Here is a 25479-nt window from a genome sequence, read left to right on the forward strand (position 1 = left end):
AGCGGGGCGCTGTAAGGATATTCAATGGCCGCCAGGCGCGTGGCGGACGGCCGCAGGCGGGGCGCGCCGCTTCCGCGGGCGTCCGCCAGGGGCTGCAGGGCGACGAAGACTGTCGCCGCGGGGACTTCAGTTCAGGAGCCCGTGCTGCATCGCCTCGTGGACCGCCTGGGTCCGCGACTTGACAGAGAGCTTGCGATAGATGCTCTTCGCGTGGAACTCGATGGTGTTGACCGACAGGTACACGGCTTCAGCGATCTGCCTGTTGCTCCAGCCCTGCGCGATGAGGCGCAGCACCTTGAGTTCGCGCGGCGACAGCAGCCCTTGCGGCAGCCGCGAGTCCGCGCCGTCTTTCTGCTGCAGGTCCTGCGGCCGGTCATGCCGCTGCGGGGCCGGCTTCTGCACGCGGATGGGGTCGATGGTGCGGGCCTTGGCCGAGGCCGCGATCGAACCGAGGATGCGCCGCGCGATGCGCGAATCCATCGGCGAGCCGCCACGCTCGATGGAGCGCAGAAGATAGGCGAGTTCCGCGTCGTCGGTCTCGGTAAGTAGATACCCGATGGCGCCCGCGGCGATCGCGGCATTCACGAGCTGCTGGTCGTCGGTGGCCGACATGCCGATGCACTCGATGCGCGGATAGGTCTGGCGCACGTGATGAAGAACCGCGGCGCCATCGTTGCCCTGCAGCCGCATGTCGACCAGAACCAGGTCGTAAGGCAACGCTGCAAGCAGATTGAACGCCTCGGCCCTTCCCGATGCGACCACCACGCGGCGATGCGGCGCGAGCTCGCAGAGGATGCGCCGCATGCGGTCTGCGCAGGCGGCATCGTCCGCGACGATCAGCGCGGCATGGAAGACGCCGCCATACAACTGCGCTGCCGTAGGCACCTGCGCCGAAGAGACCGAAGAGGTGTAGTGGATGTTCATTTCCATGTCAGCTCTCCTGCGTTGTCTCCTGCCTTGCCGCGACGGACCTGTTCCGTGCCGCATGCGCTGATGCCGTTGCCGATGTCCAAGAAAAAATTGATCACGCGACGTCCTCTGGCTCTGTCGCCACCCTTGGGTAGCTTCGAAATGTTGTCTTTCGTTTCAGATACCGCAGGAACGATGCCCACTCGGACGAGCGTCGGCGCACATCACGCAAGGACGCGTGTAGTACTTTGATTTCGTTGAAGAAATTGCCCGAAACGAGCTGAAAAACGAGCTCTCGCGAAGGCCTTCCGAAGGTCGTTTTCAGGCCGTTGTTACGTGCGAGTTACCGCGCGTGTTACGTAGCACCGCGACACACGAAACGCGTCCGAGAACGCATCTCAAAACGTCAATACGCGATTCATGCGATGCCCGCAAAGCCGCATGTGCATTGGCTTCGCGGCACATGTATGCATTCGTCGATGCCGCATCGGCGGACATGCATACAACCATAACTACGGATACCGGTGATGTTCAGCAAAGACCTCGATTCCTAGCATCGGTTGCATTGGGTAACTCGATGAAACCCAACCCTGCTTCCGCACGACGAGGGCGTGTGGAAGACCAGAAATGGCAACTGATTTCTTCAAGGAAGAAAGTCCAAATGACTACATCCCAGCGTCCCAGTGTTCGCTCTTTCATTGTTCGCCGTCCGGGCGCAAGCAAGCTTCTCGCTTCAGTGCTTCTGAGCGCTGGTTATGTGATGACGCTGCCCGTCGCACATGCCCAGGTCACGATCGGCGGGAATCAAGTCAATTCAGGCAACGTCTTCGGGGACACGAACCTCGGCAACAACGGCGGCGTATTGAACGCAGTCGGCGGCGTGACGACGACTACGCTGTCCGCCGGGAGCGTGAGCACCACTAACGTCACGGCCAGCAACGGCACCATCCGCACGCTGAGCGCGACCAACATCACCTCCACCAGCCTCACCGCAGCATCGGCCACGGCCACCAATCTCACGTCCACCAGCATCAGCACGGCGACGCTCACCGCAGGCACCGTGTCTGCGGGCAGCATCACCGCCGGTACGGTGTCCTCGGCCAACGTCACTGCGACAAACCTGTCCGCCACCAGCGGCACGGTCACCAACCTAACCTCTTCCAGCATCAGCACGGGCACGATCACCGCGGGCACCGTGTCTGCTGGCAGCATCACCGCCGGCACCGTGTCCTCGGCCAACGTCACGTCGACGAACCTGTCCGCTACCAACGGCACGGTCACCAACCTGACCTCCTCCAGCATCAGCACGGGCACGATCACCGCGGGCACCGTGTCTGCTGGCAGCATCACCGCCGGCACCGTGTCCTCAGCCAACGTCACGTCGACGAACCTGTCCGCTACCAACGGCACGGTCACCAACCTGACCTCCTCCAGCATCAGCACGGGCACGATCACCGCAGGCACCGTGTCTGCGGGCAGCATCACCGCCGGCACCGTGTCCTCGGCCAACGTCACTGCGACGAACCTGTCCGCCACCAGCGGCACGGTCACCGACCTGACTTCCTCCAGCATCAGCGCCGGCACGATCACCGCGGGTACCGTGTCTGCAGGCAGCGTCAGCGCCACGAACGTCTCGGCCACCAACGGCACCATCAACAACCTGACCACGTCCAGCGTCTCCGCAACCAGCGGCACGATCAACACGCTGAGCTCCACCAGCATCACGGCCAACACCGTGAGCGCGGGCAGCGTGACCACCGGCAGCGTGTCCTCGAGCAACGGCACGATCCAGTCGCTGACCTCGACCAACATCCTGGCGACCGGCGTCACATCGACGAATGTGCTGGCGACCGGCATCACCTCGACCAACATCGATGCCACCAACCTGACGTCGAACACCGGCAGCATCGCCACGCTGACCTCCACCAACGTCAGCACCACCAACCTGACGGCCTCGAACGGCACGATCAATACGGTGAGCTCGACGAACGTCAGCACTACCAACCTGACCGCGTCGAACGGCACCATCAACACGTTGAGCTCGGCCAACGTGAGCACGACGAACCTGACGGCAAGCAACGGCACGATCAACACGCTGAGCTCGGCGAACGTCAGCACCACCAACCTGACCGCATCGAACGGCACCATCAACACGTTGAGCGCCACCAACGTCAGCGCCACCAATGTCAGCACGACCGACCTGACGGCCAACAACGGAACGATCAACACGCTGAGCGCGACCAACGTCAGCACCACCGACCTGACCGCGAGCAACGGCACGATCAACACGCTGAGCGCGACCAATGTCAGCACCACCGACCTGACCGCGAGCAACGGCACCATCAATACGCTGAGCGCAACCAACGTCAGCACCACCGATCTGACCGCCAGCAACGGCACCATCAATACGCTGAGCGCAACCAACGTCAGCACCACCGATCTGACCGCCAGCAACGGCACCATCAACACGTTGAGCGCAACCAACGTCAGCACCACCGATCTGACGGCCAGCAACGGAACGATCAACACGCTGAGCGCAACCAACGTCAGCACCACCAATCTGACGGCCAGCAATGGCACGATCAACACGTTGAGCGCAACCAACGTCAGCACCACCAATCTGACGGCCAGCAATGGCACGATCAACACGCTGAGCGCAACCAACGTCAGCACCACAAACCTGACTGCCAACGCCGGCACGATCAACACGCTGAGCGCCACCAACGTCAGCACCACCAACCTGTCGGCCAGCCGCGGCACGATAAACACGCTGAGCGCCACGAACGTCAGCACGACCAACCTGTCGGCCGCCAGCGCCACGGTCAATGCACTGACCGCCGGCACGGTCGCCGCCACGACGGTGAACGCCAGCACGGTGAATGCCACCACCGGCAACTTCCAGACGATCACCGCGGCCAACGGCAACATCACGGTGCTGAACACGCAGACCGGCAACATCACCACGATCAACGCCGTGACCGGCAACGTCACGACGCTGAATGCGGGCACGGTCAACGTCACCGGCAACGTGAATGCGGGCGGCACCATCACCGCAGGCAACGGCGTGGTCGCCAACGGGCGCGTGCAGAACGTGGCCCCGGGCGTGCTGCCGACGGATGCCGCGAACATGTCGCAGTTGAACCAGGTCCGCAGCGAGGTGCAGGACATGCGCAGGACCAGCAGCACCGGCGCGGCCATCGCGCTGGCCGCGGCCTCGGTGCCGGCGCTCGAGGCGGGCAAGAACTTCGGCATCGGCGTGGGCGTGGGCTCGTACGACGGCCGATCGGCCATCGCTGCAGCGGCCAGCTTCCGCATCGGCGAAGGCGCGCAGATCAAGCTGAATATCGGCAGCGGCAACAACGGCAAGGTCGGCGGCGGCATCGGCGCCTCCTGGTCCTGGTAATCCGCCCGGCACTTCCGCGGCGCCAGCGAGCGCGCCGCGGGAATGCCAGCGGATGCAATCGAAAGGCCGGCCCCTATACTGGGTGACCGGCCTTTTCACTTGTACGGAAGGCCGGCACCGAAGCGGCCGCAATCACTGTCCCGACCCAGTCTCGCCCCAGACTCGACACTCTTCACGCGGATTCATGAACTCACCTTCTCTCGCTCCCGCTCCCTCCACGCCGGCCGCGGACGCCGGGCAACTCCTGGAGCAGGGTCTGGCGCTGCACCGGGTGGGCCGCTTCGCGGAGGCCCTGCAGGTCTACGAGGCGCTGCTGTCGCGCTTCCCCGAGCATGCCGACGCGCTGCACCTCAGCGGCGAGGCGCTGTACCGGCAAGGCCGTCCCAAGCTGGCGCTGAACTACGTGAACCGGGCGATCGCACGGTCGCCGCACCACTTCTACTTCAACACCCGCGCGACGATCTTCATGCACATGGGCCTGCCGAACGAAGCGCAGCAGGACCTTCGCCGCGCGATCAAGGCCCAGCCCAACTACCCCGAGGCCTACGTGAACCTGTCGGCGGTCTATCGCCAGCAGAAGAAATTCCGCCAGGCACGCGAGGCCGCCGCCGAGGCCACGCGGCTCGCGCCGCAGGCACCCGCCGCATGGAACAACGCCGGCGCCATCGACATGGAGCAGGACCGCTTCGACGAGGCGATCACGCAGTTCGGCCGCGCGCTGGCACTGGACCCCGGCTACGCCGCCGCGCACAAGAACATCGGCAAGATCCGCGCGCACCAGAAGGACTGGGCCGCCGCGCTCGGCGCGTATGAAAAGGCCGCCGCCGACCCGATGGACTGCGAGGCCGCGTTCATGCTCTCCAGGGCGCTGCAGGCCTGCGGACGCATCGAGGAGGCGATCGAACCGATGCAGCGCGCCATGCGCAACTGGCCGGCCGAGGAGCGCCACAAGGCGCTGTCCGACCCCGAGGGCGTGGCTGCGCTCTACGGCGTGTGCGGCGCGCTCGAGGGCGTGTCGATGCGCTTCGCGGAGTCGGCCGAGCTCTACAGGCTCGCGCTCGAAAGCCTGCCCGAGCACGAGCTGCTGCTGAACAACCTGGGCACGGTGAACTTCCGGCTCGGCCGCTTCGACACTGCCATCGAGGTGCTGAAGAAGGCCCTCGAGGTGCACCCACGCCAGGTGCTCGCGCGATGCAACCTGGGCGTGACCTACGTGATGGCAGGCCAGTCGAAGGAGGCCATCGCCGAATTCGAGCAGTGCCTGCGCGACGATCCCGACTTCATGCCCGCCATGGTGTGGATGCTGGGCGAGAAGGCACACATCGCCGACTGGAACGGCGTGCCCGAACTGCGCGAGCGCATCGCGACGCTGCTCGATAACCCGAGCAACGACCAGACGGTGTCGTCCTTCATCCTGATGTCGAACTACGACGACGCGCGCCGCCTCATGAACTGGACGCAGCGCTCCGCCCTGCTCGCCGACCGCAACACGGCCATCAGGCCCTTTGCCGATGCGGGCGCGCGCCGCACCTCGCCGCGCATCCGCGTGGGCTACTACTCCTTCGACTTCCGCAATCATCCGGTGGCGCACCTGACGGCAGAGCTCTATGGCCGGCACGACCGCAAGGAGTTCGAAGTCTTCATCTACTCCTACGGCCCCGACGACGGCCACCCCGCACGGGCGCGCATCGCCGCCACCGCGGAACATTTCGTCGACCTGCAGGGCCTGTCGATCCAGCAGATGGCCGAGCGCATCCGCGACGACGAGATCGACATCCTGGTCGACCTCTCGGGCGACACGCGCGGCGCCAAGCCGCAGGTGATGGCCTACCACGCGGCGCCGGCGCAGCTCATGTGGCTGGGCTACATGGGCACCAGCGGCACGCCCAACTACGACTACCTGGTGTCCGACAACTTCCTCTCGCCGCCGGGCACGGAAGACTGCTACTCCGAGAAGCTGCTGCGGCTGCCGGAGACCTTCCAGGTCATCGACACCCAGCGCCCGGTCAATCCGCACAGGCCCACGCGCGCCGAGCACGGCCTGCCCGAAGACGCCTTCGTGCTGTGCAACTTCTCGCAGTCCTTCAAGATCCAGCCCGAGACCTTCCAGGCCTGGGTGCGCATCGTGCAGGGCATTCCGAACTCGGTGCTGTGGCTGGCCCAGGGCCCGAACGGCTTCGAGCAGAACCTGCGCGCGCAATGGGAGAAGGCGGGCCTGCCGGCCGAGCGCCTGATCGTGTCGCCGCGCATGCCGGTCGACCAGCACCTGGCGCGCATCGGCCTGGCCGACCTGTTCATCGACACCTTCCCCTACAGCAGCGGCGCGACCGCGAACGACGTGCTGTGGTCGAGCGTGCCGCTGCTGGCGCTCACCGGCACGACGATGGTGTCGCGCATGGCGGGCAGCCTGCTGCGCGCCATCGGACTGCCGGAGCTGGTGGCCACGAACCACGCGGAGTATGTCCAAAAGGCCATCCACTACGCCACGCACCGGGAAGAGCTGGCGGCGCTGCGCTCGCGCCTCGCGAAGGCCAAGGAAGCGCGCAGCGGCTATTTCGACACGCCACGCTTCGTGCGCCACCTGGAAGACGGCTACAGGCAGATTGCCTCGCGCAGTCGTGAAGGGTTGCCGGCTGCGCACGTCGATGTGGCACCGCGCCCGCTGGAGAAGTGAGCAATCGCGGGCATACTCGGCTCTCCTTCAACAGCAGAGCTCCAGCAGCCTTTTGAATCATGAGCATCCTCAGTGAATTCAAGGAATTTGCCGTCAAGGGCAACGTCATCGACCTCGCGGTCGGCGTGATCATCGGCGCGGCCTTCGGCAAGATCGTCGACTCGCTCGTGGCCGACATCATCATGCCGCTGGTGGGCGTGGTGTTCGGCAAGCTCGATTTCTCGAATCTCTACGTGGTGCTGGGTACGGTGCCGCCGGGCGTCGCGAACACGCTGGCGGACCTGAAGAAGGCAGGCGTCCCGGTGCTGGCGTACGGCAACTTCATCACCATCGCCGTCAACTTCGTGATCCTCGCCTTCATCATCTTCATGATGGTCAAGCAGATCAACCGCCTGAAGCGCACCGAGGAGCCGGCGCCCGCCGCAGCCCCCGCAACACCCGAAGACGTGGTGCTGCTGCGCGAGATCCGCGACAGCCTCAAGCAGCGCTGAACCTGTTGCCCGCCCCAGGCTGCGCGCACTTCGTGTCGCGCACGCCTTGACCCTGCCGGGCGACACCCACGGCCCGGCAAAGCCGGTTCCGCGGTGTTTCTGGAGAAGTCGGTTCAGCTCAGCGTGCGAGCCATGCGCAGCGCCTCCACGAGGCTGGACGCATCGGCCCGCCCCGTTCCGGCAATGTCGAACGCGGTACCGTGATCGGGACTGGTGCGCACCAGCGGCAGGCCCAGCGTCACGTTCACACCCTTTTCCACGCCCAGGTACTTGACCGGGATCAGTCCCTGGTCGTGGTACATCGCGATCACCACGTCGAACTCGCCGCTGGACGGCACGCCGTTCTTGGCGCGTGCGCGCATGAAGACCGTGTCGGGCGCGTGAGGCCCGCTGGCATCGATGCCCTCGGCGCGCGCCGCCTCGACGGCCGGCGCGATGATCTCCCGCTCCTCCGAGCCGAAGAGCCCGCCCTCGCCCGCATGCGGATTGAGCCCTGCCACGCCGATGCGCGGCGCGCGGCCCAGCGCGTGCGTGAGCGCACGGTGCGTGATGCGCAGCGTCTCCAGCACGCCCTCGAAGCGCACCGCCTCGATGGCCTTGCGCAGCGACATGTGGATGCTGACGAGCACGGTGCGCAGCTCGTCGTTGGCCAGCATCATGCGCACCGGCACGTCGGCCACGGTGCGGCCCAGGTGCGCGGCCGCCTCGGCCTGCAGCAGCTCGGTGTGGCCGGGGTACGGAAAGCCGGCTGCCGACAGCGCCTCCTTGTGCAGGGGCGCGGTCACGATGGCGCCGATCTCGCCGCGCAGCGCGGCCCGCGCGGCCCACACCACGCATTCGCCCGCCACCCGACCGGCCTCGGCGCTGATGCGGCCCGTTTCGATGCCAGAGGGCGGCGCGATCACCTGCAGTACCGGGATGCAGCCTGGCGGAACACTGGCCGCCTCGGCGACCGATTCGATCTCCAGCACCGGCCAGCCGGGGCGGCCGTCGGCGGCCAGGGCCTGCGATGCCTTGCGCAGCGTGCCCACGTCGCCGGCAACGAAGGCGCCACGCGTCGCTTCGGGCGCGTCGCGGAAGGCCTTGACGATGATTTCAGGGCCGATGCCGGCGGGGTCGCCCAGCGTGATGGCGATGGAGCCGCTCATTGGAAATACACCTCCGTGCTCCGCGCCGCGCTCATGCCGGGTTGTCGATGTCGATGAACTCGTGCGTCAGCCCGAGCTGCGCAGCCACGTGCCCCGCCACCGCGGGGGCACCGTAGCGCTCGGTGGCGTGATGCCCGCAGGCGAGGAAGGCCACGCCCATCTCCCGCGCGTAGTGGGCCTGCGGCTCCGAGATCTCGCCGGTGATGAAGGCGTCGGCGCCGGCCGCGATGGCGGCCTCGAAGTAGCCCTGCGCGCCTCCGGTGCACCAGGCGATGTTCCTGATGGGGCGCTGTGCGGCATCGACCAGCGTCACCGGCCTTTTCAGCACGCTCTCGACGTGGGTGGCGAGCGTCCTGGCGCTGTCGAAGCTCCCGCCGCCTTCCTGCGTGCCGATGAAGCCCAGTTCCTGTTCCCCGAAGCGGCCGCCCGGACCGGTATGCGCCACGAGCCCCAGCTTCAGGCCCAGCTGGGCGTTGTTGCCGAGTTCGGGGTGCGCGTCGAGCGGCAGGTGGTAGGCGAAGAGATTGATGTCGCGGCCCAGCAGCAGGCCGAGGCGCTGCTTCATCCAGCCGGTGACGCGGCCGTCCTGGCCGCGCCAGAAGAGGCCGTGGTGGACGAAGATGGCATCGGCGTCGGACTCGATAGCGGCCTCGATCAGCGCGCGGCTGGCGGTCACGCCCGAGACGATCTTTCGCACCACGGTGCGCCCTTCGACCTGCAGGCCGTTGGGTCCGTAGTCCTTGAAGCGCCCGGGGGCCAGCAGCAGGTCGAATGCGTGAAGCAGTTCGTGGCGGGTTGTGCTCATCGCGCCATTGTCGCGCCGCGCGCGGGCGCTACGCCACCGTCGCGCATCGCATGGCCGCGCGCGGCCAGGGGCAGCAGCGCCAGCAGGAAGCCGAGCGCGGCCAGCACCGCGACGTAGTGCGCGGGCGCCATCGTGTCGTGCTGCAGCCAGAGCGTCAGGATCACCGGCGTGAGCCCGCCGAAGACCGCGTACGACATGTTGTAGGCGAAGGAAAGCCCGGTGAAGCGCACCGGCGCCGGGAAGGCGCGCACGCCCGCGATCGGCACGGTGGCGATGGAGCCCACGAACAGGCCCACCAGGCCGTAGTGCCAGAAGAGCGTCGCCGGCGTACCGGGCAGGCCGCTGTAGAAAAGGTAGGCCGTGGCGAACAGGCCGCCCCAGCCGATCAGCATGACGGCCCGGGTGCCGATGCGGTCGCTCGCCCAGCCGGCCAGCACGCAGCCCAACGTGAGCGTCAGCGTGGCCAGGGCGTTGGCCTCCAGCGCCATGGCGGCAGGAATGTGGTGCACCTTCTGCAGGTAGGTGGGCGTGTAGAGCACCACGACCACGATGGCGGCCGACAGCACCCAGGTCAGCAGCGCGACGTACACGCAGGCCAGGCGATGCTCGCGCAGCACGGTACGAAGTGGCAGCTCGCGCGCCGCGTTGCGGCGGCCGGCCAGCTCCTTGAACACCGGCGTCTCGTGCAGGAAGCGCCGCAGGTACACCGACACCAGCCCGAACACGCCGCCCAGGATGAACGGAATGCGCCAGGCGAAGTCGCTCACCTGCTCGGGCGAATAGTGGCGGTTGATGGCCACCGCGATCAGCGAGCCCAGCAGGATGCCGCCGGTGATGCCCGAAGTCAGCACGCCGATGCCCAGGCCGTAGCGCTTTTCCGGCACGTGCTCGCCCACGAACACCCAGGCGCCGGGCATCTCGCCGCCGATGGCCGCGCCCTGCAGCACGCGCATCGCCAGCAGCAGCAGCGGGGCCGCCACGCCGATGCTGGCGTAGGTGGGCAGCAGGCCGATCACCAGCGTGGGCGCCGCCATCAGGAAGATCGACAGCGTGAACATGCGCTTGCGGCCGAAGATGTCGCCGAAATGCGCGATGACGATGCCGCCCACCGGGCGCGCCAGATAGCCGGCCGCGAAGATGCCGAAGGTCTGCAGCTGGCGCAGCCAGTCGGGCATGTCGGCCGGGAAGAACAGCGCTCCCAGCACGGTGGCGAAGAACACGTAGATGACGAAATCGTAGAACTCCAGCGTGCCGCCGAGGGCGGACAGGCCGAGGGTCTTGTAGTCGCTCGAGGCGAGCGTGCGCGCCGGCACCGGCCGTGCGCCGTGCGGGGTGGTAGCTTCTGAAGTCATGGCAGGCAGGAAGGTCTTGGCCGCGCGCCAACCCGCGAAACCGGGTGAGAAACGGAAAGAATGGCGCGCCGACGGAAGGCCTCGCCGCACCCGCCGGATGGGCGGCACGGGGGCCGGAAAACAGACGGACCGGGTGGGGCCGACCCGTGATACTAAGTGTTAACCCGAATTCACGCCCCGGCACCCTCCTAATCTCGACCCGCCCGGGCGGTCTCCGGACTGCCCGGTTGAGGGACAATTGACAACATTGCCGCGCTGCTTGCGGCTTTCCAACGTCTTTTTCACCAATCTTTCATGAAACGCACCTGGCTGCTATTTGCCCAAGCCGTGACCGTCCTGCTGGCGGCTTACTTCGTCGTCGCGACGCTCAAGCCCGAGTGGATCAACAAGCGCGCGACCTCGCTGGGCGGCGTGGTCTCGATCGTCGAGGCCCCGGCCAGCAACCCGGGCGTCACGGCCCCCGGCAGCCTGAGCGCGCCTGCCAAGAAGGCTTCGCCCGCGGTGGTCAGCATCAACACCAGCAAGGCCGCCCAACGCCACCCGCGCAGCAACGACCCGTGGTTCCGCTTCTTCTTCGGCGACCAGGACGACCAGCCCCAGGTGGGCCTGGGCAGCGGCGTGATCGTGAGCCCCGACGGCTACATCCTCACCAACAACCACGTGGTGGAAGGCGCCGACGAGATCGAGGTGACCCTCAACGACAGCCGCCACGCGCGCGGCAAGGTGATCGGCACCGATCCAGACACCGACCTGGCCGTGCTGAAGATCGAGCTCGACAAGCTGCCGGTGATCGTGCTGGGCGACTCCGACGGCCTTCAGGTCGGCGACCAGGTACTGGCCATCGGCAACCCCTTCGGCGTGGGCCAGACCGTGACCAGCGGCATCGTGTCCGCGCTGGGCCGCAACCAGCTCGGCATCAACAACTTCGAGAACTTCATCCAGACCGACGCGGCCATCAACCCTGGCAACTCGGGCGGCGCGCTGATCGACGTGAACGGCAACCTGCAGGGCATCAACACCGCGATCTACTCGCGCTCGGGCGGCAGCATGGGCATCGGCTTCGCCATCCCTGTGTCGATGGCCAAGATCGTGCTCGAGGGCATCGTCAAGGAAGGCCAGGTGCGCCGCGGCTGGATCGGCGTGGAGCCGAGCGACCTGTCGCCCGAGCTGGCCGAGACCTTCGGCGTGAAGGCCGACTCCGGCGTGATCATCACCGGCGTCCTGCAGAACGGCCCCGCCGCCAAGGCCGGCATCCGGCCGGGCGACGTGATCACCTCGGTGGGTGAGAAGAAGACGGACAACGTGCAGGCCCTGCTGACCGCCGTGGCCGGCCTCAAGCCCGGCACGACCTCGCGCTTCGCGCTGCAGCGAGGCAGCGACAAGATGGAACTGGACGTGACGCCGGGCCTGAGGCCGAAGAGCCCGGTGCGGCAGGTGCCGAATCAGCAGGAATAAAAAGCTCTCCCCCAGGCTTCGCGCACTTCGTGTCGCTTCGCCAACCCCCTTCCGGGGGCAACACCGGCGGCCCGGCGAAGCCGGTTCCGCGGTGTTCCTGCTCTCCCCCAGACTTTCGCGCACTTCGTGTCGCTTCGCCACCCCCCTCCGGGGGCAACACCAGCGGCCCGGCAAAGCCGGTTCCGCAGTGTTTCTGGAATTTTCGGGGTAGTTTGGCGGCCGGCTACGGGCCTGACGGGCGCAGCGGGCCCTGTCGCAGGGCCTGCTGGAGGGCTGGCTAGCTGGAGGCCGAGTCGGCGCTGCTCTGTTCTTCTTCGGACTTCTTGGTGCTGCTGGCGAAGTACTTGGCGCCGAGGATGCCCACTTCGTACAGCAGGCACATCGGCACCGCCAGGGCCAGTTGCGAGACCACGTCGGGCGGCGTGAGCACTGCGGCCACGACGAAGGCGACCACGATGAAGTAGCCGCGGAAGGACTTGAGCTTCTCGATGGTCACCATGTCGAAGCGCACCAGCAGCATCACCACGATCGGCACCTGGAAAGCCACGCCGAAAGCGATGTAAAGCGACAGGATCGCCTCCACGTAGGAGGAGATGTCGGGCGTCGCCTGCACCGCGGCGGGCGCGAAGTGCTGGATGAAGCCGAACATCTTGTCCAGCACGAAGAGCTGCACGAAGGCGATGCCCGCATAGGCCAGCAGGCTGCCGAAGCAGATCAGGGGCAGCGCGAAGCGTTTCTCATGGCTGTAGAGGCCCGGCGCGACGAACATCCACGCCTGGTACATGAGCCAGGGCAGCGCCAGCAGCACGGCCGCCATCATCAGCACCTTCAGGGGCACGAAGAACGGCGAGAACACGCCGATGGCGATGAGCTTCGCGTCGTGCGGCATGTGGGCCTTGATCGGCACCGCGATCAGGTCGATCAGGCCGGCCGGGCCGGGCCAGATCGCCAGCAGCACACCCGCGACCACGAGGCCGTAGACGCAATAGAGCAGGCGGTCGCGAAGCTCCATCAGGTGCGCCACGAACGGCTGTTCGGTGCCCGCGAGCTCGTCTTCCTTGTCGTTGCTCTTGTTGTCTGAATCGGCCATTGGAAAAGAAGAAAGCGTGACGTCGGCCGGCGTGCGGCGCTCGAAGAACGCGGTGAAGGGAGGAAAGCCGCTAGTTGATCTTGTGCGGGCGGAAGCGTGCCACGCGCGCGGCGCCCGAGAGCGCCTTGGTGCGCACGCCGTTGCGCGCCTTGTACCACTGCGGCGTGGCGCCCTGCTTCAGGCGCCAGTTCTTGCGGGGGTGCTTGTAGACCGGCGGCGGTGGCGGCTCGGGTTCGGCCAGCGCCGAAAGGGTTTCGCCCGAACCGCTGAACTGCTTCTCGAACTCGCTCGCGCCCGTGTGGATGCTGTGCTCGACGTCGCGCGCCGCATCCTCGACGGTGGTCTTCATCTTGCGGAGCTCGTCGAGCTCCATCGAGCGGTTGACTTCGGCCTTGACGTCGTTCACGTAGCGCTGCGCCTTGCCCAGCAGCGTGCCGACGGTACGGGCCACGCGCGGCAGCTTCTCCGGGCCGATGACGATCAGCGCGACGACGCCGATCAGCGCCAGCTTCTCAATGCCGAGGTCGAGCACGTGCTGCTGCCCGTGCTCAGGACTTCTGACGCGCTTCGACGTCGATCGCCGACTTGTCGCCGTTGGCCGGCTGGCCGGTCACCTGCTGGGCGGGAGCCGAGGGTGCAGCGGAAGCGTCGGACGCGGAGCCGTCCTTCATGCCGTCCTTGAAACCCTTGACGGCACCACCGAGGTCCGAACCGATGTTCCGCAGCTTCTTGGTGCCGAAGATCATGACCACGACGAGCAGCACGATCAGCCAGTGCCAGATGGAAAAAGAACCCATGGAGAACTCCTAAGAATGTGTCCGATTTTAGTCGGGCGTAATGTGACAGTTTGGCTTAATGCCCGTCAGCCGCGAAGCCATGGCCGGGGGCCGCCCATGACATGGACATGGAGATGGTGAACCTCCTGCCCGCCCTCCGCACCCGTATTGACCACGACCCGGAAGCCGCCCTCCGGGTAGGGCCTGCAGCCCTGCTCCAGCGCCAGCTTGGGCGCCAGGGTCATGATCTTGCCCATCAGCGCCGAATCCTCGGGCGTCAGCTGGGCCATCGAGGGAATGTGCTTCTTCGGCACAAGCATGAAATGCACCGGCGCCCAGGGCGCAATGTCGTGGAAGCCGAACAGGTCCTCGTCTTCGTAGACCTTGCGGGAGGGAATCTTGCCCTCGATGATTTTGCAGAAGACGCAGTTCGGATCAGATGACATCTTTGGGTTCCATGGGACGGCCGTCGTTCATCCGGATCATGCCCTTCACGATCCGGTAGAGGAACCACAGCGAGATCAGGCTCCAGGCGATCCAGCCCGGCACGAAGAGCAGCAGCCAGAGCCACGAGGTGACGATGTACAGGAGCCCGGCCCACAGCACCGAGCGGATGCGCCAGTTGAAATGCGAGGCCTGCCAGGTGCCGGCCGCGTCGTCGCGCTTCACGAAGTCGATCACCAGCGCGATGAGCAGCAGCAGCACGGAGGCCTGCGCCCCCGGCACGACGGCGCCGATGGCCACGATCAGGTGCAGGATGTAACTGACCCAGCCCCAGGTCTTGAGCGAGTCGTCGGGTTCCACGTTCACGATGTCGTTGGCCATGGCAGGTGTCCTTTCAATCGTTGGGGGCTTCGGCTTCCCGCGCCTTCACCTTGCGAAGCGCCTTTTCCTCGATGCCGCTGGTGCCCTCGCGGCGCTCCAGTTCGGCAGTGACGTCGGCCGGAGAGAAACCGTAGTGCGCCAGCGCCACCATGGTGTGGAACCACAGGTCGGCCACTTCGTTCACTATTTTCGAGCGGTCGCCGCCGTGGTCGGCGTCCTTGGCGGCCATCACGACTTCGGTGGCCTCCTCGCCGATCTTCTTGAGGAAGGCGTCGGGGCCCTTGTGCAGCAGGCGCGCGACGTAGCTTTTCTCGGGGTCGCCGCCGCGCGCGGGCAGGCGGCTTTCGATGACCGCGGCCAGGCGGGCGAGCGCGTCGGAGATGCTGTCGTTGTTCACTGTGGCCGTCACTTGTAGATCGATTCCGGGTCTTTCAAGACGGGCTCGACCGCTTTCCAGCCGCCGTTGTCGTACTTGTTGAAGAAGCAGCTGTGGCGCCCGGTGTGGCAGGCGATGCCCGGCTCGTGGCCGAGCTGGGTGACCTTGAGCAGCACCACGTCGCTGTCGCAGTCGAGGCGGATCTCGTGCACGGTCTGCACGTGGCCCGACTCCTCGCCCTTGAACCACAGCTTGTTGCGCGAGCGGCTGAAATACACCGCGCGGCCCAGCTCGGCGGTCTTCTCGAGCGCCTCGCGGTTCATCCAGGCGAACATCAGCACGTCGTTGCTGCCCTGTTCCTGCGCGATCACGGGCACCAGGCCGTTCGCGTCCCACTTCACTTCATCGAGCCAGTTCATGGAAGGTATTGTCGGGGATGGCAAAAGACCCTTGGACAGCCTTTTGAGGCTGCCCGGGAGGCTGTCCGCGAGGCCATTCAGCGGTCGATGCGCACGGGAATGCCCCGCGCGGCCATGCGGGCCTTGGCCTCGCCGACCGTGTGCTCGCCGTAGTGGAAGATGCTCGCGGCCAGCACCGCGTCGGCGCCGCCGGTCTGGATGCCGTCGGCCAGGTCGTCCAGGCTGCCCACGCCGCCAGAGGCGATCACCGGCACGTTCACGGCGTTGCTCACCGCGCGGGTCAGCTCCAGGTCGAAACCGCTCTTGGTGCCGTCGCGGTCCATGCTGGTCAAGAGGATTTCGCCGGCGCCGCGGCGCGCCATCTCGGCGGCCCATTCGACGGCGTCCAGGCCGGTGTTCTTGCGCCCGCCGTGGCTGTACACGTCCCAGCCCGCGCCGCGCGTGGCGGCCTCCTCGGGGCTGCGGCGCTTGGCGTCGATGGCGACCACGATGCACTGCGAGCCGTATTTCTGCGACGCGTCGCTGATCACCTGCGGATCGGCGATGGCGGCCGAGTTGAAGCTGGTCTTGTCGGCGCCGGCGTTGAGCAGCCGGCGCACGTCGGCCACGGTGCGCACGCCGCCGCCCACGGTCAGCGGAATGAAGACCTGCGAGGCCACCGCCTCGATGATCGGCAGGATCAGGTCGCGGCCGTCGCTGGTGGCGGTGATGTCGAGGAAGGTGAGCTCGTCGGCCCCCTGCGCGTTGTAGCGCGCGGCGATCTCGACCGGATCTCCGGCGTCGCGCAGTTCGACGAAGTTGACGCCCTTGACGACGCGGCCGCCGGTGACGTCGAGGCAGGGAATGATGCGTTTGGCAAGCATGGTGGGGTAAGGAACCGGTGGGGTGGTCAGAGAACGCGCAGCTGCTGCCAGCCGAGCCATTGGGCGCCGGGCGCGAGCAGCACGGGCTCGTCGATGCGGGCCGCCTCCACGCAGAGCATGTGGCGATAGCCGTCTTCGGGCATGTCGGCGAGTTTCGCACCTAGCACGGCGCCGGGGTTCCAGACCACGGTCTCGGTGCAGGTGGGGCTCTGGGAGATTTCGACCGTGCCGCCCGGCTGCACCAGCTGCAGCGGCCGGCCCGGCGTGCCGTAGACGCTGTCGAACTCGGCCTCGAACTGCAGCGCCTGCGCCTTTTCGGCATGGCGCTCGTCGGTCAGCGAATCCCAGCGATCGGCGCCCTGGAGGCCCTCCAGGCGCGCATCGGCGATGTCGTCGACGCGCAGGTAGGTGTGCAGCGCCGCGGTGAAGGACCAGGGCGCGGCATCGGTGTTGACCAGGGTGAGCGCCGTGCGAAGCCCGCCGGGGCTCAGCGTTGCATCCAGCCGTGCCTCGAAAGAGTGCGGCCAGAGCTTGCGCGTGGCTTCGTTGTCGCGCAGCGTCAGGCGAAGCGTCTGGGGAACGTCGGAAGGGGCGTTTTCCCAAGGCAAATTGCGCATGAAGCCATGCTTGGGCAGCATGCCGCGCTGGTTAAACTGCGGGCAGCAAATGGGTATGCCGCCGCGGATGGCGGCCTGTCCGTCGAACACCGCGCGCGGGCTCAGGTAGAGCCTCTCCACAGCGTCGGCCGTGGTCCACGACAGCACATGGGCACCATGCAATGCGACGGTAAGGGTGCTTCCGTCGGCGCCGGTTGCGCGCATGGCGGGCTGGCCGCGGAACTCGATCAGGCTGGTTTCCATGTGAGGAATTGTAGGCAGCGCCCGTTCAGTGGCACGGAACTGGCATCCCGGCCCATTGCGCGGCCGGGGCCTTCTTGGATACCCTGTGGCCGCCTGCACCGGGAGACAAGGTGCAGGCCGGTCCCGCGCACCCGGAAAAAATCACTCTCACACGACAAAAGGGGATACGAATGAAGAAGCTGCCGATGGCCGCATGGATCCTGATCGCGATGGTGCTGGGCATCATCGTCGGCTACATGATCTTCACCAGCTTTCCGGACAAGAAGGCCGCGAAGGAAATCGCAGACTACGTCTCCATCGTCTCGGACGTCTTCCTGCGCCTCATCAAGATGCTGATCGGCCCGCTGGTGTTCTCCACGCTGGTGGTGGGCATCGCGCACATGGGCGACGCCAAGTCGGTGGGCCGCGTATTCGGCAAGGCCATCGGCTGGTTCCTCACGGCCTCGCTGATCTCGCTGGTGATCGGCCTGGTCATGGCCAACCTGCTCAAGCCCGGCGAGAACCTCGGGCTGCCGCTGCCCGACATCGGCGCCTCGGCCAACCTCGCCACAGCCAAGTTCACGCTCAAGGAGTTCGTGAGCCACACGGTGCCGAAGTCCTTCGTCGAGGCCATGGCCAACAACGAGATCCTGCAGATCGTGGTGTTCTCGATGTTCTTCGGCGTGGCGCTGGCTTCGCTGGGCGACAAGGCCAAGACGCTGGTCGCCGCCATCGAGGAGCTCTCGCACGCGATGCTCAAGATCACCGGCTACGTGATGAAGCTCGCGCCGCTGGCCGTGCTGGCCGCCATGGCCGCCACCGTGGCCGTCAACGGCCTGGGCATCCTGCTGAAGTTCGCGGTGTTCATGGGCGACTTCTACCTGGGCCTCTTCGTGCTCTGGAGCGTGCTGGTCCTGGCCGGCTTCCTGTTCCTCGGCCCGCGCGTGTTCAAGCTGCTTGTGCTCATCAAGGAGGCCTTCCTGCTGTCGTTCGCCACCGCCAGTTCGGAGGCGGCCTATCCGAAGATCCTGCAGGCCCTCGACCGTTTCGGCGTGAAGCGCAAGATCTCCAGCTTCGTGATGCCGATGGGCTACTCGTTCAACCTCGACGGCTCGATGATGTACTGCACCTTCGCCGTGCTCTTCATCGCGCAGGCCTACAACATCCACATGCCGATCAGCACGCAGATCACGATGCTGCTGATCCTGATGCTCACCTCCAAGGGCATGGCCGGCGTGCCGCGCGCCTCGCTGGTGGTGATCGCCGCCACGCTGAACCACTTCGACATTCCCGAGGCCGGCCTGCTGCTGATCCTGGGCGTGGACACCTTCCTCGACATGGGCCGCTCGGCCACCAACGCGGTGGGCAACTCCATCGCGACGGCGGTGGTCGCCAAGTGGGAGGGCGAGCTGCTTTCCGAGAGCGACGCCGAAGTCAACGCCAAGGCGCTCGACGAAGAGGCCAACGCCACCCTCGCCCACCCGGCGCACGCCTGAGCCGAAGCGAAGAACACATCATGAAGCGCATCGGCACGCTGCCATTCGCTTTCCTCGCCGCGCTGCTGGCGGCGGTGGTGCTCGCGGCCCTGCCCGCTGCGCCCGCGCGGGCGCAGGAGCAGCTCACCGGCACGCTGGCCAAGGTGCGCGAGAGCGGCACCATCGCCATCGGCTACCGCGAGTCGTCCGTGCCCTTCTCGTACCTCAATGCGCGCAACGAGCCCATCGGCTATTCGATAGAGCTCTGCCGCGCGCTGGTGACGGCGATCGAGGACGCGGTGAACAGGAGCCTCGCGATCAAGTGGGTGCCCGTGACCTCCGATTCACGCATCGACGCGGTCGTGAGCGGCAAGGTCGACCTGGAGTGCGGCTCCACCACCAACAACCTCGAGCGCCAGAAGCGCGTGAGCTTCTCGCCCACGATGTTCGTCTCCGGCACCAAGGTGCTGGTGAAGAAGGGCTCGCCGATCAAGTCCTTCCGCGACCTCGCCAACCGCAAGGTGGCCGTGACCGCGGGCACCACCAACGAGAAGACGCTGCGCGAGCTCTCGCAGAAGTTCAAGCTCAACATCGACCTGCTGGTGGCGCGCGACCACGCCGAATCCTTCGGCCTCGTGAAGAGCGGCCAGGCCGACGCCTTCGCCACCGACGACGTGCTGCTCTACGGCCTGATCGCCAAGGACGCCGCGAAGAGCGACTACGAGGTGGTCGGCGACTTCCTCTCCTACGACCCCTACGGGATCATGTACCGCAAGGGCGATGCCCAGCTCAACAAGGTGGTCGTCGACGCCTTCCAGGTGCTGGCGGAGGACGGCGAGATCGAGCGCCAGTACAAGCGCTGGTTCCTGCGCAAGCTGCCGTCGGGGGAGAGCATCAACCTGCCGATGAGCGCGCAGCTGGAGACCATCATCCAGACGATGTCGGTGAAGGCCGAGTAGTCGGGCCCGCTATCTTGCAGGCCACTCCCATCGCGGGATCTCGCTCATGTCGAGGTTCGCGATGCGGGTCTCGCCGAAGCGCTTTTCCAGCACCACAGGCTGCATGCCGTCGCTGTCGTCCAGCGCCGAGATCAGCCGTGCCGCGTGCGACACCACGATCACCTGCGACTGCCGCGCGGCCTGTGCGATGAGGCGGCCCAGCGCGGGCAGCAGGTCGGGGTGCAGGCTGGTCTCGGGTTCGTTGAGCACCAGCAGCGCGGGCGGCCGCGGCGTGAGCAGCGCCGCGATCCACAGCAGGTAGCGCAGCGTGCCGTCGGAGAGCTCGGCGGCCGTCAGCGGCCTCAGCAGGCCGTGCTGGTGCATCAGCGTCTCGAAGCGGTCGCCGTTGACGCGGATCTCGATGCCGGCGCCCGGAAAGGCATCGTCCACCGCACGGTCGAGCGCTTCGCCGTCGCCGATCTCGCGGATGGTCTGCAGCGCGGCGGCCAGGTCGGCGCCGTCGTTGACGAGGACCGGCGTGTAGGTACCCAGCTGGGGCTGGCGCGCGGGCGCCTCGGCGTCGGAGCGGAAGTGGTCGTAGAAGCGCCAGGAACGCATCTGCTCGCGCAGTGTGAGCATCTCGGGCGCATCGCGCGGGTCGGCGTGCTCGGTCATCATGCTGGCGAAGGCCGGGATGGGCCGGCCGACGGCCTGCCAGCCCTTGCCCTCGCGCAGCCGCAGCGCGGCGCCCTTGCGGTCGACCAGTTGCGTGGAGGGCCGCAGCAGCGGGCCGCTCCAGATGGCCTCATGCTTGATCTGCGGATCGTGCGAGAAGGCGGTGGACGGAATGGGAGGCGGCAGGCCGATGTCGATGGCGTAGCCGAAGTCGTCGGCCTCGGCGCCGGCGAAGCCCAGCTTCAGCGCCACGGGCTCGCTGCGCGTGGTGCCCTGCACCGGCACGTCGCCGCGCAGCATCGCGGCCGAGAAGCGCTCGGGGCCGGCCCACAGGGTGGATGAAAGCCCGCCCTCGCGCACCAGCGAGCGGATCACGCCGCCGTTGGCGATGTCGGCCAGCAGGCGCATCGCGCGGTAGACGCTCGACTTGCCGCTGCCGTTGGGCCCGGTCACGACCGTGAGCCGCCCCAGCGGCACGGTCAGCTGCCGCAGCGATCGGTAGTTGGCGATGGCGAGCGCGGAGAGCACGCGCTGCGCAGTGGGAGCGTCAGGCGGTCAGCTCGTCCGCGCGCGCCTGCGCGGCGGCGAAGTCGAGGTCGCCCGAATAGATGGCGCGGCCGCAGATCACGCCCTCGACGCCGTCGGATTCGACCGCGCAGAGCTGGTCGATGTCGGCCATGTTCGACAGGCCGCCCGAGGCGATCACGGGGATGGTCAGCGCCTGGGCCAGCTTGACGGTGGCCTCGATGTTGATGCCCGAGAGCATGCCGTCGCGGCCGATGTCGGTGTAGATGATCGACTCGACGCCGTAGTCCTCGAACTTCTTGCCCAGGTCGGCCACCTCGTGGCCCGTGAGCTTGCTCCAGCCGTCGGTGGCGACCTTGCCGTCCTTGGCGTCCAGGCCCACGATGATGTGGCCGCCGAAGGCGCTGCAGGCGTCCTTCAGGAAGCCGGGGTTCTTGACCGCGGCGGTGCCGATGATCACGTAGCGCAGGCCGTCGTCGATGTAGCGCTCGATGGTGTCGAGGTCGCGGATGCCGCCGCCGAGCTGCACCGGGATGTCTTCGCCCACCTCGCGCAGGATCGCCTTGATCGCCGCGTGGTTCTGCGGCTTGCCGGCGAAGGCGCCGTTCAGGTCGACCAGGTGCAGCCGCCGCGCGCCGGCGTCGACCCACTTGCGCGCCATGGCGGCGGGGTCTTCGCTGAAGATGGTGGACTGATCCATGTCGCCCTGCTTGAGGCGAACGCAGTGGCCGTCTTTGAGATCAATGGCGGGAATGAGGAGCATGGAAGTGACGCGAGTGTGCGAGATCCGGGCTGTCAGAGCCCGGGCCCGGCAGGAAGAACAGGTTCAGGGGTTCCAGTGGAGGAAGTTGCGATATAGCTGCAGCCCATGGTCCGCACTCTTCTCCGGGTGGAACTGGGTTGCAAAAATGTTATCTCGTGCGATGGCCGCGGTAAAGCTCGCGCCGTATTCCGCCTCGCCCACGCTGTGTTTGGGGTCGACCGGACGGGCGTAGAAGCTGTGCACGAAATAGAAATAGCTGAGGTCGGGCACCCCCGCCCACACCGCGTGCGGCTGGGCCTGCCGCACCTGGTTCCAGCCCATCTGCGGCACCTTGAAGCGGCTGCCGTCAGGCTGCAGGCGTCCGGCCAGGTCGAACTTGACCACCTCGCCGGGAATGAGGCCCAGGCCGTCGGTCGGGCCCTCGTCGCTGCGCGACAGCATCATCTGCATGCCGACGCACACGCCGAAGAGCGGCTTGCTGGCCGCCGCCTCGAGCACCGATTCCTGCAGGCCGGAGTCGCGCAGCTCGCGCATGCAGTCGGGCATGGCGCCCTGCCCCGGCAGCACCACGCGGGTGGCCTTGCGGACCACGTCCGGGTCGGAGGTGACGAAGACTTCCACGCCCACCTGGTCGGCCGCGTGGCGCACGGCCTGCGACACGGAGTGCAGGTTGCCCATGCCGTAGTCGACGACCGCGACGGTGTTTGCTGCTACAGATTTCATAGCTTTCAGGCCGCCATCCTCAGAGGGAGCCCTTGGTCGACGGGATCACCCCCGCCGAGCGCGGATCGAGTTCGAGCGCGCCGCGCATGGCGCGCGCGAAGGCCTTGAACACCGTCTCGCACTGGTGGTGCGCGTTGACGCCCTTGAGGTTGTCGATGTGCAGCGTGACGAAGGCGTGGTTCACGAAGCCCTGGAAGAACTCGTAGGTGAGCTGGCTGTCGAAGGCGCCGATCATCCCGCTGGTGAAGGGCACGTGCATCACCAGGCCCGGGCGGCCCGAGAAGTCGATGACGACGCGGCTCAGGGCCTCGTCCAGCGGCACGTAGGCGTGGCCGTAGCGGCGGATGCCCTTCTTGTCGCCCACGGCCTTGGCCACGGCCTGGCCCAGCGTGATGCCGACGTCTTCCACCGTGTGGTGGCCGTCGATGTGCAGGTCGCCCTGGCAGTCGATCTCGAGGTCGATCAGCCCGTGGCGGGCGATCTGGTCGAGCATGTGGTCGAAGAAGCCGATGCCGGTCGAGAGCTTGGCCTTTCCGGTGCCGTCGAGGTTGACGCTGACGGTGATCTTCGTCTCGGCGGTATTGCGGGTGACCGTCGCGACGCGATCGGCAGCACCCGCGAGGGCCGTGGTGGTGGGGGTGGTCATAGTGAGGCTTCGAGTGCCGCGAGCATCCGCGCATTCTCGTCGGCCGTTCCGACGGTCAGGCGCAGGCAGTTTGCGAGCAGATCGTGCATTTTAGAAACGTTCTTCACCAGCACCCCGTGTGCCTTCATGCCTTCGAAGGTCTTGGCGGCATCGGGCACGCGCAGCAGGATCATGTTGGCGTCGCTCGGCCAGGTCTTCACGCCGGGCAGGCGACCGAGCCCCATCATCAGGCGCTCGCGCTCCTCGCGGATCTGGCGGGCCTGCGCCTCGAACACGTCGGCGTGCTCCAGCGCGAAGAGCGCGCACTCGCAGTTCAGCACGCTGACGTTGTAGGGCGGGCGCACCTTGTCGATCTCGGCGACCAGCCCGGCCGGGCCCATCAGGTAGCCCAGGCGGATGCCGGCCAGGCCGAACTTGCTGAGCGTGCGCATCAGCAGCACGTGGCCGTGCTTCGCGAGCCGGTCGATGTAGCTGCGCGCGGCGAAGGGCTGGTAGGCCTCGTCGATGGTCACCAGGCCGCCCTGCGCGCCCTGGGCCTCGACGATGCGCTCGAGCACCGCATCGTTCCAGAGGTTGGCCGTGGGGTTGTTGGGGTACGCGAGGTACACGATGGCGGGCTTCTCGCGCTCGATGGCGGCCAGCATGGCGGCCTCGTCGAGTTCGAAGTCGGCCGTCAGCGGCACGCCGACGAAGCGCAGTCCCTGCAGCCTCGCGCTCATGGCGTACATGACGAAGCCGGGCACCGGCGCCAGCACGGTGGCGCCGGGCTTGTCGCAGGCGATGGCCAGCAGCGAGATCAGCTCGTCCGAGCCGTTGCCCAGCATCAGCTCGAAGCCTTCCGGCATCTGCGCATGCGCGGCCAGTGCACGGCGCAGGTCGGCGCCTCGCTCGCCCGGGTAGCGGTTCAGCGCCAGCGCGCCGAGCCGCGCGCCGAGCTCGGCCTGCAGCGCGGGCGGCAGGCCGAAGGGGTTCTCCATGGCGTCGAGCTTGATGAAGCCGGTGGCGTCCTGCACCGCATAGGCGTGCATAGACCGCACGTCCTCGCGGATGCGGTCGAGCGGAAGGCGGGCGGGTTCGGAAGGAGCAGCGGTCATCGGGTGCAGCGGTAGCTGTTGCGGAGGGCGCCGGCCATGACCAGTTGCACGGGCATGTCGGCTTCGTAACTGTCGGCGTTGCGGCTCAGCTCCGTCTGGTAGAGCGAGCGCGCCATGGAGGGCTCGAGGCGGCGGCCTTCGATGCAGAAGATCGGCTTCTGCCCGTTGCGCTGCGAGGCCTCGACGCCTTCGCGCAAGCCTTCGAGCACGCCGACGAGGTAATAGCTGGCGTAGGCCTTGCCGTCCTTCTCGCCGGCTTCGAGCGTGCGCAGCTCGCGGATGCTCATGGCCTGCGCACCGGTCGCGGCCGCCGCGAGCACGAGCGACAGGAAGGCGGCACGCTTCATCGGGCTCACTTGCGGTAGCGCGGCGGCGGCGCGTAGGCACCGTCGGCCGGGAAGGCGCTGGGCTGCTGCGGCGCGGCGTCGCGGCGCTGGCGGCGGGGCGCGTTGCGCTCCTCGAGCTCGAACAGCGCGGCGCCGATCACGCCGATGTTGCGCACGTCGCCGGCCTCGGTGTTGGCGGCATAGGCGCGGCCGGGCGCGGAGAAGCGGAAGGCCGCCACCTCGTTCTGGCTCTTGCGGAAGCCCTCGATGGTGATCGACTGCAGCGGCTGCAGCACGTAGCCGCCGTTGCGCAGGCTGCCGGGCTTGCCGCTGAGCACGTCCAGGCCGTCGACGGTGGCGATCAGCTCGTAGCTGCGCTCGCTGAGGTTGCGAAAGCGCAGCGTGTAGCGCGAACCCTCGACGCCGGCGAGGCGGAACATCTCGTCGCCACCGGCACGGCGGCGGGCGCGCTGCAGCGGCAGCGGACGGCCGTCCTCGTCGAGCACCGACCATTCGACGTCGCCGTCGGCCAGCATCAGGCTCAGGCGCCGCTCGGGGTTGCCGCCCACCGCGCGGCGCACGGCGGAGGCCTCGTTGTAGCCCAGCGAGGCCACGTCGTCGGGCTGGTCGGACAGGCGCTTGGTGACGACCGTGCGGGTCCTCGACTCGATCCCCTCGCCCCACTGCGTACCGAGCTGCGGCGCAGGCGCTGCGGGTGCGGCGCTGGGCGTGGCCGTGGCGGCCACCGATCCGCTCGGTGCCTGCGGCATCTGGCTGCAGGCCGCCAGCAGCGCGGCGCCGGCGACGGCCGTGGTGGCGAACCTGAACAGGCGAGAACCGAAGAAACGAAAACCGAAGAGACGATCGATCATCAGGCGTGCTCCTCCCG

Annotated in this window: 27 protein-coding genes; 6 read left to right on the forward strand and 21 right to left on the reverse strand. The window is 67.2% G+C overall.

Translation table 11 applies throughout. The features are described from left to right. Positions 1-126: 126 nt before the first annotated feature. Both G369_RS0112710 and G369_RS38550 read right to left on the reverse strand, forming a co-directional pair. Positions 127-930, reverse strand: a complete 804-nt coding sequence (locus tag G369_RS0112710; RefSeq protein ID WP_020723055.1) for a response regulator transcription factor — start codon at positions 928-930, stop codon at positions 127-129. Then, positions 921-1112, reverse strand: coding sequence for a hypothetical protein (locus tag G369_RS38550; protein ID WP_157773690.1), 192 nt, complete (start codon positions 1110-1112; stop codon positions 921-923). Before G369_RS38550 ends, G369_RS0112710 begins: the two co-directional genes overlap by 10 nt. 557 nt (positions 1113-1669) lie before the next feature. Between G369_RS38550 and G369_RS0112720 the strand changes: the two genes are divergently transcribed. The 3 genes from G369_RS0112720 (at position 1670) to mscL (ending at position 7477) form a co-directional block, all read left to right on the forward strand. Continuing rightward, positions 1670-4312 (forward strand): YadA-like family protein, encoded by a 2643-nt coding sequence (locus G369_RS0112720; RefSeq protein WP_244164313.1) that lies wholly within the window; start codon positions 1670-1672, stop codon positions 4310-4312. A gap of 184 nt (positions 4313-4496) precedes the next feature. Next, complete coding sequence (locus G369_RS0112725) at positions 4497-6986, forward strand: tetratricopeptide repeat protein (RefSeq protein ID WP_019654385.1); 2490 nt, start codon at positions 4497-4499, stop codon at positions 6984-6986. Positions 6987-7045: 59 nt separating this feature from the next. Further along, entirely contained in the window at positions 7046-7477 is a 432-nt protein-coding gene (gene mscL / locus G369_RS0112730; protein WP_019654386.1) for a large conductance mechanosensitive channel protein MscL, read from the forward strand. 113 nt (positions 7478-7590) lie between these two features. On the opposite strand, the gene pdxA is transcribed toward mscL, so the two are convergent. Genes pdxA through G369_RS0112745 form a run of 3 tightly spaced genes read right to left on the reverse strand, consistent with a single transcriptional unit; the run spans position 7591 to position 10782 of the window. Beyond that, positions 7591-8625: a 4-hydroxythreonine-4-phosphate dehydrogenase PdxA gene (gene pdxA / locus G369_RS0112735; RefSeq protein WP_019654387.1), complete on the reverse strand. Its 1035-nt coding sequence runs from the start codon at positions 8623-8625 to the stop codon at positions 7591-7593. 31 nt (positions 8626-8656) lie between these two features. Beyond that, complete coding sequence (locus G369_RS0112740; protein WP_019654388.1) at positions 8657-9430, reverse strand: Nif3-like dinuclear metal center hexameric protein; 774 nt, start codon at positions 9428-9430, stop codon at positions 8657-8659. Then, a complete protein-coding gene (locus G369_RS0112745) occupies positions 9427-10782 on the reverse strand; it encodes an MFS transporter (protein ID WP_019654389.1) in 1356 nt (451 codons plus the stop codon). Before G369_RS0112745 ends, G369_RS0112740 begins: the two co-directional genes overlap by 4 nt. A 294-nt stretch (positions 10783-11076) precedes the next feature. Between G369_RS0112745 and G369_RS0112750 the strand changes: the two genes are divergently transcribed. Continuing rightward, positions 11077-12237, forward strand: a complete 1161-nt coding sequence (locus G369_RS0112750; protein WP_019654390.1) for a trypsin-like peptidase domain-containing protein — start codon at positions 11077-11079, stop codon at positions 12235-12237. A 277-nt stretch (positions 12238-12514) separates the two neighbouring features. Here G369_RS0112750 and tatC read toward each other — a convergent pair whose 3' ends face one another. From tatC to G369_RS0112795, 9 genes are all read right to left on the reverse strand, one after another. Continuing rightward, positions 12515-13327, reverse strand: coding sequence for a twin-arginine translocase subunit TatC (gene tatC, locus G369_RS0112755; protein WP_019654391.1), 813 nt, complete (start codon positions 13325-13327; stop codon positions 12515-12517). Positions 13328-13397: 70 nt separating this feature from the next. Continuing rightward, entirely contained in the window at positions 13398-13859 is a 462-nt protein-coding gene (gene tatB, locus G369_RS0112760; RefSeq protein WP_019654392.1) for a Sec-independent protein translocase protein TatB, read from the reverse strand. A 16-nt stretch (positions 13860-13875) separates the two neighbouring features. Beyond that, positions 13876-14124 carry a Sec-independent protein translocase subunit TatA gene (tatA, locus tag G369_RS0112765; protein ID WP_019654393.1) on the reverse strand — a complete coding sequence of 83 codons (249 nt, stop codon included), beginning with the start codon at positions 14122-14124 and terminating at the stop codon, positions 13876-13878. A gap of 65 nt (positions 14125-14189) precedes the next feature. Continuing rightward, positions 14190-14549 (reverse strand): histidine triad nucleotide-binding protein, encoded by a 360-nt coding sequence (locus G369_RS0112770; protein ID WP_019654394.1) that lies wholly within the window; start codon positions 14547-14549, stop codon positions 14190-14192. Then, positions 14539-14928, reverse strand: a complete 390-nt coding sequence (locus tag G369_RS0112775; RefSeq protein WP_019654395.1) for a DUF4870 family protein — start codon at positions 14926-14928, stop codon at positions 14539-14541. The genes G369_RS0112770 and G369_RS0112775 overlap by 11 nt, the downstream gene beginning before the upstream one ends. 13 nt (positions 14929-14941) lie before the next feature. Then, positions 14942-15337, reverse strand: coding sequence for a phosphoribosyl-ATP diphosphatase (locus tag G369_RS0112780; RefSeq protein ID WP_019654396.1), 396 nt, complete (start codon positions 15335-15337; stop codon positions 14942-14944). Continuing rightward, complete coding sequence (gene hisI / locus G369_RS0112785) at positions 15334-15732, reverse strand: phosphoribosyl-AMP cyclohydrolase (RefSeq protein ID WP_184605003.1); 399 nt, start codon at positions 15730-15732, stop codon at positions 15334-15336. The genes G369_RS0112780 and hisI overlap by 4 nt, the downstream gene beginning before the upstream one ends. A gap of 68 nt (positions 15733-15800) precedes the next feature. After that, entirely contained in the window at positions 15801-16586 is a 786-nt protein-coding gene (gene hisF / locus G369_RS0112790) for an imidazole glycerol phosphate synthase subunit HisF (RefSeq protein WP_019654398.1), read from the reverse strand. A 26-nt stretch (positions 16587-16612) separates the two neighbouring features. Continuing rightward, the gene (locus tag G369_RS0112795; protein WP_019654399.1) at positions 16613-17446 is read right to left on the reverse strand and encodes a D-hexose-6-phosphate mutarotase; all 834 of its coding nucleotides are present in this window, start codon (positions 17444-17446) and stop codon (positions 16613-16615) included. Positions 17447-17616: 170 nt separating this feature from the next. Between G369_RS0112795 and G369_RS0112800 the strand changes: the two genes are divergently transcribed. Together G369_RS0112800 and G369_RS0112805 are read left to right on the forward strand one after the other, a co-directional pair. Beyond that, a complete protein-coding gene (locus G369_RS0112800; protein ID WP_019654400.1) occupies positions 17617-18921 on the forward strand; it encodes a dicarboxylate/amino acid:cation symporter in 1305 nt (434 codons plus the stop codon). A gap of 20 nt (positions 18922-18941) precedes the next feature. After that, positions 18942-19859 carry an amino acid ABC transporter substrate-binding protein gene (locus tag G369_RS0112805; RefSeq protein ID WP_019654401.1) on the forward strand — a complete coding sequence of 306 codons (918 nt, stop codon included), beginning with the start codon at positions 18942-18944 and terminating at the stop codon, positions 19857-19859. Positions 19860-19868: 9 nt separating this feature from the next. Here the strand turns inward: G369_RS0112805 and G369_RS0112810 are convergent, their stop codons facing one another. The 7 genes from G369_RS0112810 to G369_RS0112840 all read right to left on the reverse strand — a co-directional run bounded on the left by G369_RS0112810 (position 19869) and on the right by G369_RS0112840 (position 25462). After that, complete coding sequence (locus G369_RS0112810; RefSeq protein ID WP_019654402.1) at positions 19869-21041, reverse strand: AAA family ATPase; 1173 nt, start codon at positions 21039-21041, stop codon at positions 19869-19871. A 19-nt stretch (positions 21042-21060) separates the two neighbouring features. Next, a complete protein-coding gene (hisA, locus tag G369_RS0112815) occupies positions 21061-21801 on the reverse strand; it encodes a 1-(5-phosphoribosyl)-5-[(5-phosphoribosylamino)methylideneamino]imidazole-4-carboxamide isomerase (RefSeq protein WP_019654403.1) in 741 nt (246 codons plus the stop codon). Positions 21802-21864: 63 nt separating this feature from the next. Continuing rightward, positions 21865-22524, reverse strand: a complete 660-nt coding sequence (gene hisH, locus G369_RS0112820; protein ID WP_019654404.1) for an imidazole glycerol phosphate synthase subunit HisH — start codon at positions 22522-22524, stop codon at positions 21865-21867. Positions 22525-22543: 19 nt separating this feature from the next. Next, positions 22544-23170 carry an imidazoleglycerol-phosphate dehydratase HisB gene (gene hisB, locus G369_RS0112825; RefSeq protein WP_019654405.1) on the reverse strand — a complete coding sequence of 209 codons (627 nt, stop codon included), beginning with the start codon at positions 23168-23170 and terminating at the stop codon, positions 22544-22546. Next, a complete protein-coding gene (hisC, locus tag G369_RS0112830) occupies positions 23167-24264 on the reverse strand; it encodes a histidinol-phosphate transaminase (protein WP_019654406.1) in 1098 nt (365 codons plus the stop codon). The genes hisB and hisC overlap by 4 nt, the downstream gene beginning before the upstream one ends. Continuing rightward, positions 24261-24611, reverse strand: a complete 351-nt coding sequence (locus tag G369_RS0112835) for a hypothetical protein (protein WP_019654407.1) — start codon at positions 24609-24611, stop codon at positions 24261-24263. Before G369_RS0112835 ends, hisC begins: the two co-directional genes overlap by 4 nt. 5 nt (positions 24612-24616) lie before the next feature. Continuing rightward, positions 24617-25462, reverse strand: a complete 846-nt coding sequence (locus tag G369_RS0112840; protein ID WP_019654408.1) for a hypothetical protein — start codon at positions 25460-25462, stop codon at positions 24617-24619. Between the last annotated feature and the right edge of the window lie 17 nt (positions 25463-25479).

Origin of the sequence: Variovorax atrisoli 110B (genome assembly GCF_000382045.1) — a bacterium.
GTDB classification, from domain to species: Bacteria; Pseudomonadota; Gammaproteobacteria; order Burkholderiales; family Burkholderiaceae_C; genus Variovorax; species Variovorax atrisoli.